Origin of the sequence: Planktothrix sp. PCC 11201 (assembly GCF_900009135.1) — a bacterium.
GTDB lineage: Bacteria > Cyanobacteriota > Cyanobacteriia > Cyanobacteriales > Microcoleaceae > Planktothrix.
Genome location: NZ_LT797711.1, coordinates 620,471 through 633,851, shown reverse-complemented (window position 1 = coordinate 633,851; position 13,381 = coordinate 620,471). Strand labels below are relative to the sequence as shown.

Here is a 13,381-nt window from a genome sequence, read left to right as displayed (position 1 = left end):
AGCTATTGGATATTTCTGAAATAGTCCTTAGATGTATTCCTACCAGGAGTCGATAGTTCGGTCATCTGACTACGAACCTTGACATTAAATTCCTGCGCCATTGCTAAAATTTTGACTTTTAAATCTGATGCAGTCTGCACCCCAAGAATCCCCTTCATTGCATCAACGGCTGCTTGATTCTTTTCGTCTTCACTGTCAAATTTTTTATTGCCTTTACGAATAGCCACCAATTGACTATCTATATCTTTAGCAATTTCATCAGCACGCTTAGACTCTATTGTTAGGCTTTGTAATTTCTTCAATTTGTACTGGCGTAACTCCGCCACTGCCAAAAACAAACGATAGAGATATTTAGAAGAACGATAGAAAATTTTCCCATCAGGGGCGTTGGCATAATGACTCAAATCCTTGAGAAAATCTCCGAGTTGCTCGTTAAATGATTGCAAGAAATGTTCTGGTTTGAGAGAGTTCATAATCTTGTCTTTGTCATCGGAGGAGGCTTTAGCACCCTGTACACCTGCCACAATGTGTTTAACTGCCCCTTCACTATGGTAGGCTTCTGCGGCATAGAAGCAAGCCTCTCCTAAAATTTGTTGAATTTGAGCTTTGAGGGCTTCAACTTTTGTGGGTTCACCCGTACCTAACTTGCGAATTGTTTCTTGAAGTGTGCGAACTTTAGTCATTCGGTCTAGGTAAAGCTCATTACTCTTTTTGAGAACTAAATCAGAATTATCATGAGTAATTGCTTGTAATTCCTCAGCACCCAATAATTGCTGGCGTATGGTTTTCTTATATTCGCCATCGGGCAAATTGCTAATAACTTTTTCTTCATCTTCACCCAATTTTGTCTGTTTTTCAATCTTTTGTTTTTCAGGATCACTCATTTCTTGCTTAACTTCACCTAGCAATTCATAAGCAGCTACTTGATAAATACTATCGGCTTCTTCATATTGATGACGAATCAGTTTTTGCTGCTGTGGATCGGCGATACTGTTAACGACTTGATTAACATAATTATCCCATTCGACTTGCTTCATATAACGCCGTTGTTTGACCAAAGCCGCCACATCTTGTGAAAGGCTACCTATTTTACTAAATCCGCGATTGGGTTGGTCAAGGTCTTGATCAGATTTTTGCTCTGCTTTTGCTGCATTATCGATATTTTCTTCAACTTTCAGATAATCTTTTGCATACAAGTTAGTATCAAACACTGTGCCGGGTTCAACGCCAAATTCCTTGTGAACTTGAGCATTAAACCATTTGATTGCTTCCACGTCTTTTCCTGAACCGGGCGTAGAAATTGTGATATCGTAGTCTGAGGTTGGATCTGCGCTTCCGACGGATTTGGCAATTAAACCGGGATAGGTATCACGAAGGACACTAATCAATGAATCAACATACCATTGGCGAAAGTCAAACAATTGCCACATGGTTTTCTGATCGCTACTAAATTGTTCTTTAACTTTATCCCAGCTTTTCAATTCTTTAAGGGTTGATTTAATCCATGAATAATCATGAACAACTTGGAAGTTAGATTCTGACCGTTTCGCATCGGATTGATGAGGTGCTTCGGTGGGTTGTTGATTAGCGACAGGTTGATTGGCGGCCGGGGTAGGCTGGGTGGCTTCTTCCACATTATTGAGTTGCTGTGCAGCCTCGAGAGGAAGAAGATCGAGTCCTCTGGCCTTACGAATCCGGTTGGCGTGTTTGATTTGGTCTGGGGTGAGTTGGCGTTGAATGATGGGAATACTGCTTTGCTGCGTTATATTTTCAGGGCGAGCGAAAAATTTGGGCTGTATTCTCGGTGTTAACCCCTGTGCCCCACCTGCAAAAATTGAGATTTCCGCAAAATTAAAGCCCTGTTTTTTCTGTATTTGCTGATGGTTTATATCTTCGGTTTGGGGTTTCTGTGGTGCTGCGAGGTAGTTGTCTATTGGGCGAATATCTGTCAGGGATTTCGCTTGAATTGCGGTTTGATTGACAGATTTTACTTCATGGCGATTCTGTTTTTTTAGTCGTATTTTCATTATCAGACCCCATTACTTGCAGCTTAATACATTAACCAAGGCGGGTTACATTTTTATTAATTGTATCAATAAAATTGACAACCAAATCTATACTTAAGTATAATTTTAGTTTTGTCAGCAGAAAAAATCAGAGGATTTGATGCGATCGCTACTACTATTTTTGACTATAAAAATTCTAAATCAACTGTAATATTTCCATGTATTTCTACCCTTCCCTTTCCTCACTTGACTCAGGGGTAGGGCTAGGGTATGGTTCCATATTTTTAGGGTTTGATTAGGACTGAGGATTGACTAAATAGGCGATTTCCTGTACCCAACGTTGTCGTTCTTGGTGGTCTAAATTGAGAATCTCCTCCCGTGACCAGTGAAAGTGAAATGCAATAAAGGCTACCTCCCGATATAACTCCTCTTGGGGGTAGCCTACAACTCCCCCGTGGTAAAAATTGCTGATTCTGGAGGGTTAATCGTATTGTAAACTTCCTGTAAATATTGCCAGTCGCAGAGAAAGAGTTCTTCTAAATCTTCAGGGGTGACGGGAGATAATTCCCCCAACTGGACAATGACTCGTGAAAGTAGGATAAGAGTGCCATAAGCAGGATTTTCTAAGCTGCGGGAGTCGGCGTGGAAGTAAAATTCATCTTGGCCTGTGGCTAGACGCATTTCCCCGTCCCGGTGTCGTCTGTCTTGGCTGTCCAGTAACCCGACAGGCAGGGAAAAACTAAAAGTGATCGGAGATTGGTTTTCCATCAAACATTGTTAATTCTGTACTAACTTACCAACTTTTGACTAAGTTTGTGTAAAAAATCCTGCCGAGAATTAGAAACCCGGTTCCTGTTTTTATTTGTTACAATGCAAGTAAGCACTTACGTTGTAATCTATGAATTCTCAGGAGCAGAAAACTGCACTCACTCGCAGTCGCTTATTAAAAGCGGCTTTAGCAGTGTTTGCTGAAGCTGGAATTGCGGGAGCCACCACAAAACAAATTGCTCGTGTAGCAGGAGTCAATGAAGTCACCTTATTTCGTCATTTCCATAGCAAAGAACAGCTGCTGGTGGCCGTTGTCCAACAAGCAACCGCCTTGCAAACAGAAGCCTTAACTCATCAACAAGAGTGGACACAGGATTTAAAAGAGGATTTAACCCATTATAGCTGGCTTTATAACACCATGCTCGAAGAACATGAAGCCCTAATTCGAACTTTTATCGGAGAAGCTAAACGCCATCCCCAAGTCGCATCTCAGATTATTGCCGAAGCCACCCAACCCCTACGAGAACAACTGATTAATTACCTCAAAAATAGCCAAAAGCGGGGTAAAGTGCGCTTGGATTTAAGATTAGAACCCGCTATCGATTTATTTACCGGAATGCTCCTAGCGGGAATGCTGCGACGTAATGCCATCCCCAATTTCATCCATTACCACCGCGAAGATTATATCGAAACCTGTGTCGATATCTTCGTGCAAGGTATCAGTCCCTTGCCCACTAATAACACTTCAATTTATAGAGAACAGCAAGATGAAACCAAACACCGTTATTGATTCTCACTTAAAAACTGAACCCGTTGAAGATCAGAAGCCTTTATCTTCTGAACAGATTCAAACCAATGGACATAAACCCATCAGCCAGGAAGAAATTCCCGTTGTTGAGGAACCCAAACCCCTTGGAAAAAAACGTCCTTGGGGGTTATTGTTAGGGGCAGCGATCGCATTAATTACAGGAGCCGTTTTCGGAACCCGTTGGTGGCAATATCAAAGCACCCACGCCACAACGGATAACGCCCAAATTGAAGGCCATATTTCTCCCATTGCCCCCAAAATTGCGGCTACTGTTCAAAAAGTGTTAGTTAAAAATGGGGATTATGTGCAAGCGGGTCAACGTTTGGTGATTTTAGAAGATCAAGATTTATTATTAAAAATTAAACAGGAAGAAGCTAATCTAAATGCAGCCGAAGCTCAATTACAAACTGCTAAGGATAATGTTTCTTTAACCGCCAATACTAATATTAGTCAAGTTGAACAAGCACAATCCAATTTAAAAGCGCAACAAGCGGCAGTTACCGCCGAACAAACTAATGTTCAGCAAGCTGAATCAGAAGCGATCGCCGTCCAAGCCCTACTCCAACAGGCTCAACTCGGTGTTAATGTTGCCCAAGCTCAACTGCAACAAGACCAAGCCAATATTGCCGCCCAACGCGCTCAAATTCAGGAAGCGGAATTAGGGGTGAATGCCGCCCGGGCTAAAGTTGCTCAGGCGGAGGCTGAAGTGACTAAAACCCAACAGGATTTTCAACGCTATCAATCTCTATATGAGCAAAATGTGGTTTCTGCTCAACAAAGGGATACAGCCCAAGCTGCCTTTGCAGAAGCTAAAGCGAGTTTAACCGTTGTGCAACAGGGGGTAGGACAGGCTCAAGCAACGGTGAATAATGCCCAGTCCCAACTGCAACAAGCTCAAGCCCAAGTTATTAACAGCCAAGCTGAACTCGCCCAAGCCAAATCGGCCGTAAAAACCGCCCAAGCTCGACTCCAACAAGCGAAGGCTAAAGTCAGTCAAGCCCAAGCCGAGGTAGAAAAATCCTTAGCTCAAACGGGGGCGTCTCAAGCTCAGGTTGCAGAAACCCAAGCTTCAGGTCAGGAAGTGGTTGTCAAACAAGATCAAACCCAACTGGCCCAAGCCCAGATCAAACAGGCGCAAGCCTCCCTTGCCTTAGCTCGTCAACAGCTTACCTATACCACCATTACCGCCCCGGTGAGTGGGTATGTGGGTCAACTGACGGCGGAAGTTGGGAAAAAAATTCAACCAGGACAACCGTTATTAGCGCTGGTGCCCCTAAAGACCGATGACCTTTATATTGAAGCGAATTTTAAGGAAACGGAGTTAAAGGATTTACGAGTCGGGGAAATGGCGTTAGTGCGGGTAGACGCCTATCCGGGGGAAGTGTTTCGGGCAAAGGTAACCGGAATTAGTCCGGCAACGGGGGCTCAGTTTGCTTTGTTACCTCCCGACAATGCCACAGGCAATTTTAACAAAGTTGTGCAGTGGGTTCCCGTGCGGTTAGCGTTTGTTGCCAATGCTGACCCAGAACACAAACTGCGGGCGGGTTTGAGTGTGACGGTGAGNAAGGGGAGCAGGGGAGGCAGGGGGAGCAGGGGGAGCAGGGGGAGCAGGGGAGAAAAATATTGGTACGCTTGCCATCGCTTGCTAATAGCTAACTGTCAACAGCCAACCGTCAACCGTCAACCGTCAATATCTATTATGAATCAACCCCATTATATTCAGGGTTATTTGAAGTGGGCGATCGCATTAACAGCCGCTTTGGGAGCCATGTTAGAAGTTATTGATACCAGTATTGTGAATGTTGCCCTGACGGATATGCAGGCGAGTTTAGGGGCGACGGTGACGGAAATTGCTTGGGTGGTCACGGGTTATGCGATCGCTAACGTAATTTTAATTCCCTTAAGCGCTTGGCTCGGAGATTTTTTCGGTCGTAAATCTTATTTTATTTTCTCCTTAGTCGGTTTTACTCTGGCATCTATTCTTTGTGGATTAGCCGTTAACTTACCCATGTTAGTTATTTCTCGGATTCTGCAAGGGTTGTGCGGGGGTGGGTTATTGGCAAAGGGTCAAGCCATTCTGTTCCAAACCTTTGCCCCCCATGAACAAGGTATCGCCCAAGCGGTGTTTGGCGTTGGGGTAATTGCCGGCCCCGCCATTGGCCCCACTTTAGGGGGATACCTGACCGATACCCTGGGTTGGCGGTGGATTTTCTTTATTAATCTGCCCGTTGGTATTTTAGCAACCTTGATGGCTTGGCTATTTTTGCCCAAGAATGAAGAAAACAACTCCCAAAGTACCAAAGTTGATTGGTGGGGGATTATTTTGCTAACGGTGGCCGTTGGCAGTTTCCAAGGGTTGTTAGAAGAAGGAGAACAGGAGGACTGGTTTTCATCCAGTTTTATTCGGACTCTAGCGATTACGGCGACGGTGGGAATGGCGTTGTTTATTTGGCGGGAACTCACGACCCGAAATCCGGCCGTTGACCTGCGGGTTTTGCGGTATCGGTCTTTAGCCGCCGGGAGTATATATTCTGGGATTTTGGGAATGGGACTGTATGGGACGTTATTTGTCGTCCCGATTTTTGCCCAAAGCATTCTTCATTTTTCCGCGACGCAAACGGGCTTTTTATTAGCTCCGGGGGCGTTATGTTCGGCGGTGATGATGATACTATTAGGAAAAATCTCAACGAAAGTCGATGCTCGGTTATTAATTGGTTTAGGGGCGATTGGTTCAGCTTTGGTAATGTTTGACCTCTCCACTATTAGCGCCCAAACAGGTACAGATCAACTATTTTGGCCGTTAGTTGCCCGGGGTGGGGTGACGGTGTTGATGTTTTTACCCTTGAGTTTAGCCACTTTGGGAGCATTACCCCAACAAGCGGTATCGGCCGGGTCGGGGTTTTATAATTTAACCCGACAATTAGGCGGAAGTGTGGGAATTGCCGCCCTCACCAGTTTGTTAAGTCAGCGAGAAGCCTTCCATCGGGCGGTACTTCTCACCCATCTGACTCCCTATGATTTTGCCACAAATCAACGGTTAGAAACCCTGACGGCGATGTTCCAAAGTAAAGGAATGGATGGAGTCACAGCCCAGCAACAGGCTTTAGCGTCATTAAGCCAAATTGTCGATACCCAGGCGGCGGTTCTCTCTTTTGCTGATATTTTTAGGGTGGTGGGGATAACATTTTTATGTTCTTTACCGTTATTATTCTTTTTAGGTAAAGGAGGTAAAGGTGCAAAAGCTCCCGCCGCCCATTAAGTTAGGGATTTTAAAATTTTTCTTTCTGTTGTATAATTCAAAACGTTAAGACTGCTCCACATCTTCTGCATTTTTCCGTTCGTCCAGTCCTAACGTAAATTATGTCTAATTATTCCCCAGTCGTTGACCCGTCCCTCGACTATCAGTTTTTGCTGGTGACTCACATGGTCTGTGCTGATCAACAGATTCACAGTGAAGAATCCAAAACACTTCATGAACTTGCAGTTGAAGTTCAGATCGGAGAACGCACGATCACAGAAATGGAAAAAATATTAGGTCAAGAGGACGATCACCTATCCATTGAGGAGATCGCAAAGCAGATCCTACCCGGTCAGCAACAAGAAGCGATGAACCAAATTTTAGCGATCGCTTATGTTGATGGATTTTGTTCTGTGTTGGAGCGAAAAATGGCGCAACAGGTCGCTCAACTTTGGAATTGGCCAGAGGGAGAAGTTCAGAAACAATTAATCGAAGCAGGTGCATTTTCCGATACTCATTCAATTATTGGTATTGAGAAGCAAGAACTTTCAATTGGAGCGCGTTTACTGAAAAAAGCGGGTACTATTCTGTCCCCATCACTAATTGATAATTTAGCTAAATTTGTAGGGAAAACCGAAAAAGTTGAGCAACTACGGCAGGAAATTTTATTATCTGGCCCAGAATATGATCAAGCAATCCGTCAATGTGCTGCTATTGCAGAAGAAGATTATCAATATGCGTATTTAGCATTCGTGAAAACTGACTCGGCTTTAAAAAATTTACAGAAAAGCATTAAATTAACGGTTCAATCTATTGAAGACAAAAAAACAGGGAACGCTCAAGCAAACCTAACGACTCAGGAAGTCGTAAAACAGCTTAAAGCAACTGAAGAAGTACTGACTGGACAAATTATTCAACAACTAGAAAGTATACAAGATTCACTGCGTTCTAAAAGACAGGCATTGAATTACTTTAGTATTGCGTTTATGGGTCGAACTAAAGCCGGAAAAACGACACTTCACGCTATTATTACTAATGATGGGTGGGATGCGATCGGGGTCGGAAAACAGCGAACTACTCGATTTAATCGTATTTATGAATGGAAAAATATCAGAATTATTGATACCCCTGGCATTGGTGCGCCGGGAGGGAAAAGCGATGAAGAAATTGCTGAAAGTATCATTGATGAATCAGATATTATTTGTTATGTTGTTACCAATGATAGTATTCAAGAAAGCGAATTTCATTTTTTACGCCTTTTAAAAGAAAAAGCCAAGCCTTTAATTATTCTATTGAACGTTCACAAAAACTTTAAAGACTCAAAACGTGGCCCTTATGAATTAGAGAAATTTCTCAAAGATCCTAATAAACTGTTTGCTATGGAAGGTCAAAGTAGTTTAAAAGGACATATTGAGCGAATTAAACGTTATGCTCAAGAATATTATGCCAATGATTACTTTGATATTATTCCTGTAATGTTATTGGCTGCTCAAATGTCCCGTGAACCTGAACATCAGCATCATAAAGATCAACTTTTTCAAGCTAGTAAAATCCAAAACTTTTTAGACTCAATTCGATCTTCTCTAATTAAACATGGAAAAATCAGAAGATCGCAAACTTTACTCGGTTCTACCGTTGGCTCAATTGATAATCCTAACTTAACAACTGCTGAAAAAGCACCCTTACAATGGGTTCAAGAACAATCAAAAATTTATCATCAACTTAGCGAGACTCTTAAGAGTAAACGAGGAGGAATTTTCACCAAGGTTCGGAAAACCCAAAAAGATACCCAAGCTTTTTTATTGCAACAAACTGAGACAATTTTTCAAGATGCAATTAATGCAGTTCCGACTTTTGCAGAACAGCATTGGCAGTCTAAGGAACAGGAATTAACATTAGGATGGGAGAAAACCCTTAACTTCTTACAATTTGAGCAACGGTTAAGAGGGAGTTATGAAGAATCGAGTAAAACCTTTAATAAAGAAGTTCAAGAAATATTAGAGGAAGTCGGTCGTGAGCTAGAGCTTGTCGCCCAAATTGGACAATATAAATTTAGTTTTAAGGAACAAGGCTCTATTAATTTTCGCGATATTTTTAGAATCAGTGGTAGTATTTTACTGATAGCTTCTGCTATTTTAGCGTTTGTTTCTCCCCCTATAGCTTTAGTTGTTAGCATTGTAGGTGGACTGGTAGGTTTTGCTAAAAACTTGTTTAAGTCTAAGGAGCAAAAAAGACGAGAAGCCGTTCAAAAAATCTCTGAGGAATTATATACACAGCTTAACCAGGAGAAACGCAAATATCTTAAGCAAGCCGATGAGAATTTCATTCAATCTTGTCAAAGTATTATCACAGCAATCGAGGTTTATTTTAATAAGTTAATCGAAGGATTAGATGATATTGCTAAACAGTTAGACAAGGCAAATAATGAACTTAAGGATAATTCTAACTGGCTTAATCGGGGTTATGCTAAACGAATTATTGACTGGCTGAATGATCGAGATGAAGAATTAAATCCTCAAAATATCAATAACAGCATTAAAAAAGTTGAGAGAAATTTTGGTCAGAAAATTCTGATCCAGACAAAAGTTAAGATTTCGGTCAATAAATCCTCAGAAGAACTTAAGAGTGTACTTCAAGAGGATCTAATCATCAATGATAATAAAATCTTGTAAACCTTAAATTAAGGAAGAAAAAAATGGCTGCTCAAAACTCTATCTTTAAATCAGCTATAGTAGGTGAAAAATTTAATAAAATCTTGGCTTATTTTGAGAAATCACTCGCTGAAGCCAATCTCCCGGAACTGACGGAAATTCAGAAAAAGCTGCGAGAGGAGTTAAAAGTATATCGAGAAGATGGGGTTTTAAGCGTTGCTTTTATTGGGCAATATAGCTCAGGTAAATCAACTATAATTTCTGCATTAACGGGAAACAGAGATATTAAAATTGATGCGGATATTGCTACCGATATAACAACCGCTTATAACTGGAATGGGATTAAAATTATTGACACGCCAGGGTTATTTACTGAACGCCAAGATCATGATCAAATTACATACGAGGCAATTAATAAAGCTGACTTACTGGTATTTTGTCTAACTTATATGCTGTTTGACTCTATCACAGTTGAGAATTTCAAAAACTTAGCCTATAACAAAGGTTATCGCTGGAAAATGATGTTAGTTGTTAATAAAATGTCAGATGGAGCCGGAGAAGAAGAAGAACTGATTGCTCATTATCGTGAAAGTTTAGCTCAAGCACTAAAACCCTATAGTTTTGATGAATTTCCGGTTTGTTTTATTGATGCAAAAGATTACTGTGAAGGTATTGATGAAAAAGAAGATTTTCTGATAGAAATTAGTCGTTTTCAAACTTTTATTGATGCTTTAAATAAATTTGTTCAAAAACGCTCTGCTTTCGTGAAATTCGATACTCCCATTCGGATTGCTTTAGGTTTTGTTGATGAAGCGGAATTAATTTTTACTCGAAATTCCCCTGAAGATAATGCTTTTTTAGAGATTTTAACTCGTCTTTCCCGCATTCTTCGTAAAGAACGCAGTCGTTTACAAACGAAAGTTAAAAATATTACTTTAAAAATGTCCTCACATATTGTCAAAGAAGGAACAGTTTTAGCAAATGCGGTAGGAACAGAAGATTTCGCTCTCTTAAATCAACAAAGTGAACTGAATGTTAAAAAACATTATGAAACAGCCGAAGCAGAATTACAAAATGTTATTAAGTAGGTAGGCAGGAAGAAACGAAAGTATGTAAAGATAAATAAAGAGGAAGAAGAAATCTACCGAGGTCATGAAAATATGGGTGCTCGTTTAAGGGTATTTCTAACTCGTGAGCAAGACAAAACCCTGTTCAACCTGAGAACAGCAGATATACCACAGAAAGTTAAAGACCGAGCCGAAGTGATTCGCTTAAACTCACAAGGTTGGTACGTCGAAAAAATAGCAACTTATTTCAATTGGACGGCACAGACTGTCAGAGAAGTGTTGCACAAATGGGAAAAGTTGGGGCTAGAAGGGTTATGGGAAAAACCAGGTCGCGGGGGGAAAGCCAAGTGGAAAGAAGAGGACTTAGTATTTTTAGAAGAATGTCTCAGAAGAGAACCCCGGACATACAACTCTGAGCAATTAGCCCAAAAATTAGAACAAGAACGGTCGATTAAATTGAGTCCCGATAGATTAAGACGGGTGCTCAAAAAAAGGGGGTGAATTGGAAGCGAGCCAGAAAGAGCCACAAAGGAAAACAAGATCCGATAGTCCGTGCTCAGAAACAGGCAGATTTAGAGATGTTGGAATTATCGGCTGCGGCTGGAGAAATTGACTTAAAGTATTTAGATGAATCGGGTTTTTGTCTGTGGAGTGAACCGGGTTACACCTATTATTTTAGAGGGGAACAAAAACGTTTAGAACAAACACATCGTCGGGGTCGAAGATTAAGTATTATTGGGTTTTTGCAACAGCAAATCAGTTTTGTTTACGGCTTGGTGATTGGAGGTGTGAATCGCAAGTGTTATATCCAAATGATGGAACAAGAAGCAACAGAGGCTGAAAAAGCCGGACGGATGAGAGTTATTGTCCAAGATAATAGCCCGATACATCAATGCCATGAGGTGAAAAAACTCTGGCCAAAATGGGAAAGTATGGGTTTGTATATTTTCTGTTTACCTAAATATTGTTCCGAAATGAATCCGATTGAATTAGAGTGGCAACATCTCAAAAAAGATGAACTATCAGGACAAACATTTGAGGATGAATTAGACCTAGCTTATGCGGTAATTAATGGTATTCAAGCTAGGGCAGAAAGAGGAAACTACACCACACAACGGATGAAATTTCACTCGGAGCAACAACCAAGTTAACTTTTCGTTACATACTTGTTGATTTTCTCGCCCACCTACTTACTGCTGCGGTAGAAGATGTTCGCCAAGAATTTGAAGCCATTTTTCAGGATAATTTAGTTCAGTCTTTTGTTGCTTGCCTCGACAAAAATCAAACAGTTTCGGCTAATAATTTTAGCACAGGCATAGATATGGAACGTCTAAAAAGTCAAGTCACCTGGATTAAAGCCATTGGCGAAACCGCAGGAGTACAAGTTTCTAAACTGGCTACCAACAATTTTCTAAAAACTGGAGCAGAAGGCTTTTTACATTCTATAGATGTAGCGGGTAGTAGTTTGCATCAAGCTGTTTTAGAAGTTGGCAAATTTGTCGGATTTAAGTTTAAACCTTGGCAAGCAGTGGGAATTGCTAAAGATATTGGAAATGTTGCTAGTTTTTTAGGCCCTGCTTTAGCGTTAGTGTCTGTTGGGGTTGAGGCTTGGGAAATGCACAATGAGCATCAACGTCAACAAAAAATGGCAGATATACGCCGAGATATTACCAGTCATTTTCAAGTCATTGCTAAAGATTTAGAAGATCAAATCTTGCAGCATGAGAAGGATTTCGAGCAGCAAGTTTATGAAGAAATTGACAAGAAAATAGCCCAAGCCCGCCAAGACCAACAAGAGGCGATAGCAGCTTCTAATACTGGGTTGCAAAAACTTATAAAAATCCGCAATAATTTAGGAACAATCCTTGATTATATTAGCCGAATCAGCAACAATTCAGATACTTAAATTATAAGAGCGATCGCTTTTCTAAACTTATGGAAATGGAAACCTTAAAACAACTGATGAAAGAAAGCATTCGAGAAGTTCTTAGAGAAGAACGTCTCTCGTTAATGCAAGTTTTAATTCCTGATGTCAGTGATCAAGAGATGAAAGAAATTAGTAAAAATTTTTATTCACCTGAAAAATATGATGAACATGATTTTGTAGATATGACAAATTGGGTGAAGGATGAAAGTTAAATTTAGTAAAAATGGTGTTTATAAGTAGGTTTATGGGTGAGAGATCGCATTCTTCAAAAAAATTATATAATAGACAATAACCAAATTCAAAAGCACTTTATGAACGTTACCGATATTCGCAATCAAGTTAAACAGTATGTTGATCAGCTATCTCCTGAAAAACTGATGGTAGCTGCGGATTTTTTATCGTATTTAGCAGAACGAGAAAGTCAAGAAGCAACAGAAGAATTACTGAAAATTCCTGGGTTTAAAGAATCTTTTGAAAAAGGCAAAGAAGATGTTTTAGAAGAACGATTGATTTCTGTTGATAAACTCAAACGGAAATATTAATTTTATGTATGAAATTGTTATTAATAGTGAAGCTCAGGACTTTTTTGAAGAAGCATCTGCTTCCCTTCAGAAAAAGTTAGATCGCTGTTTTCATACAATTAAAATTACCCCTCGTTACCATCCTAATATTAAACCCCTTAAAGGCGAGTTAGCTGGATATTATCGTTATCGTGTTGGAGACTATCGAGTTATCTATTCTATTAATGAGGAAAAAAAGCAAATTATAGTTATTGTGATTGTGATTGCACATCGCCGTCAAGTGTATGAATAATCTTGAATAGCATCTTATTAAAATTGGGTTTCTGCTTCATTTGATTGTGAAATACTGGTTATTTTGAGTATAATAATGCTCAGGTTTGGTTAACTGCGATCGC

12 protein-coding genes are annotated in these 13,381 nt (G+C 40.5%); 9 read left to right on the top strand and 3 right to left on the bottom strand.

From position 1 onward, the window contains the following. Nucleotides 1-2 precede the first annotated feature (2 nt). The 3 genes from PL11201_RS24995 to PL11201_RS24990 all read right to left on the bottom strand — a co-directional run bounded on the left by PL11201_RS24995 (nucleotide 3) and on the right by PL11201_RS24990 (nucleotide 2,774). On the bottom strand, nucleotides 3-2,027 hold the full coding sequence (locus PL11201_RS24995) for a hypothetical protein (RefSeq protein WP_079681532.1): 2,025 nt from the start codon (nucleotides 2,025-2,027) through the stop codon (nucleotides 3-5). Nucleotides 2,028-2,301: 274 nt separating this feature from the next. Next, the gene (locus PL11201_RS27590; protein WP_339394377.1) at nucleotides 2,302-2,478 is read right to left on the bottom strand and encodes a DUF6760 family protein; all 177 of its coding nucleotides are present in this window, start codon (nucleotides 2,476-2,478) and stop codon (nucleotides 2,302-2,304) included. Continuing rightward, nucleotides 2,448-2,774: a hypothetical protein gene (locus tag PL11201_RS24990; RefSeq protein ID WP_079681531.1), complete on the bottom strand. Its 327-nt coding sequence runs from the start codon at nucleotides 2,772-2,774 to the stop codon at nucleotides 2,448-2,450. The genes PL11201_RS27590 and PL11201_RS24990 overlap by 31 nt, the downstream gene beginning before the upstream one ends. 130 nt (nucleotides 2,775-2,904) lie before the next feature. Between PL11201_RS24990 and PL11201_RS24985 the strand changes: the two genes are divergently transcribed. The 9 genes from PL11201_RS24985 (at nucleotide 2,905) to PL11201_RS24940 (ending at nucleotide 13,278) form a co-directional block, all read left to right on the top strand. Then, nucleotides 2,905-3,564 (top strand): TetR/AcrR family transcriptional regulator, encoded by a 660-nt coding sequence (locus tag PL11201_RS24985; protein WP_079681530.1) that lies wholly within the window; start codon nucleotides 2,905-2,907, stop codon nucleotides 3,562-3,564. Then, the gene (locus PL11201_RS27240; RefSeq protein ID WP_234996836.1) at nucleotides 3,542-6,841 is read left to right on the top strand and encodes a DHA2 family efflux MFS transporter permease subunit; all 3,300 of its coding nucleotides are present in this window, start codon (nucleotides 3,542-3,544) and stop codon (nucleotides 6,839-6,841) included. The genes PL11201_RS24985 and PL11201_RS27240 overlap by 23 nt, the downstream gene beginning before the upstream one ends. 101 nt (nucleotides 6,842-6,942) lie before the next feature. Then, nucleotides 6,943-9,492, top strand: coding sequence for a GTPase (locus tag PL11201_RS24970; protein ID WP_079681529.1), 2,550 nt, complete (start codon nucleotides 6,943-6,945; stop codon nucleotides 9,490-9,492). Between the two features lie 23 nt (nucleotides 9,493-9,515). Then, on the top strand, nucleotides 9,516-10,559 hold the full coding sequence (locus PL11201_RS24965; RefSeq protein WP_079681528.1) for a GTPase: 1,044 nt from the start codon (nucleotides 9,516-9,518) through the stop codon (nucleotides 10,557-10,559). Nucleotides 10,560-10,631: 72 nt separating this feature from the next. Beyond that, nucleotides 10,632-11,689, top strand: a protein-coding gene (locus PL11201_RS24960; protein ID WP_144017631.1) for an IS630 family transposase whose coding sequence is annotated in 2 segments (ribosomal slippage) — nucleotides 10,632-11,024 and nucleotides 11,027-11,689 — 1,056 coding nt in all. Because the reading frame shifts where the segments join, the coding sequence is not laid out codon by codon here. Nucleotides 11,690-11,859: 170 nt separating this feature from the next. Beyond that, nucleotides 11,860-12,444: a LeoA/HP0731 family dynamin-like GTPase gene (locus PL11201_RS24955; protein WP_079681527.1), complete on the top strand. Its 585-nt coding sequence runs from the start codon at nucleotides 11,860-11,862 to the stop codon at nucleotides 12,442-12,444. Nucleotides 12,445-12,473: 29 nt separating this feature from the next. Next, the gene (locus PL11201_RS24950; protein WP_079681526.1) at nucleotides 12,474-12,677 is read left to right on the top strand and encodes a hypothetical protein; all 204 of its coding nucleotides are present in this window, start codon (nucleotides 12,474-12,476) and stop codon (nucleotides 12,675-12,677) included. 99 nt (nucleotides 12,678-12,776) lie between these two features. Next, on the top strand, nucleotides 12,777-13,007 hold the full coding sequence (locus tag PL11201_RS24945) for a hypothetical protein (protein WP_079681525.1): 231 nt from the start codon (nucleotides 12,777-12,779) through the stop codon (nucleotides 13,005-13,007). Between the two features lie 4 nt (nucleotides 13,008-13,011). Beyond that, entirely contained in the window at nucleotides 13,012-13,278 is a 267-nt protein-coding gene (locus PL11201_RS24940) for a type II toxin-antitoxin system RelE family toxin (protein ID WP_079681524.1), read from the top strand. Nucleotides 13,279-13,381 lie beyond the last annotated feature (103 nt).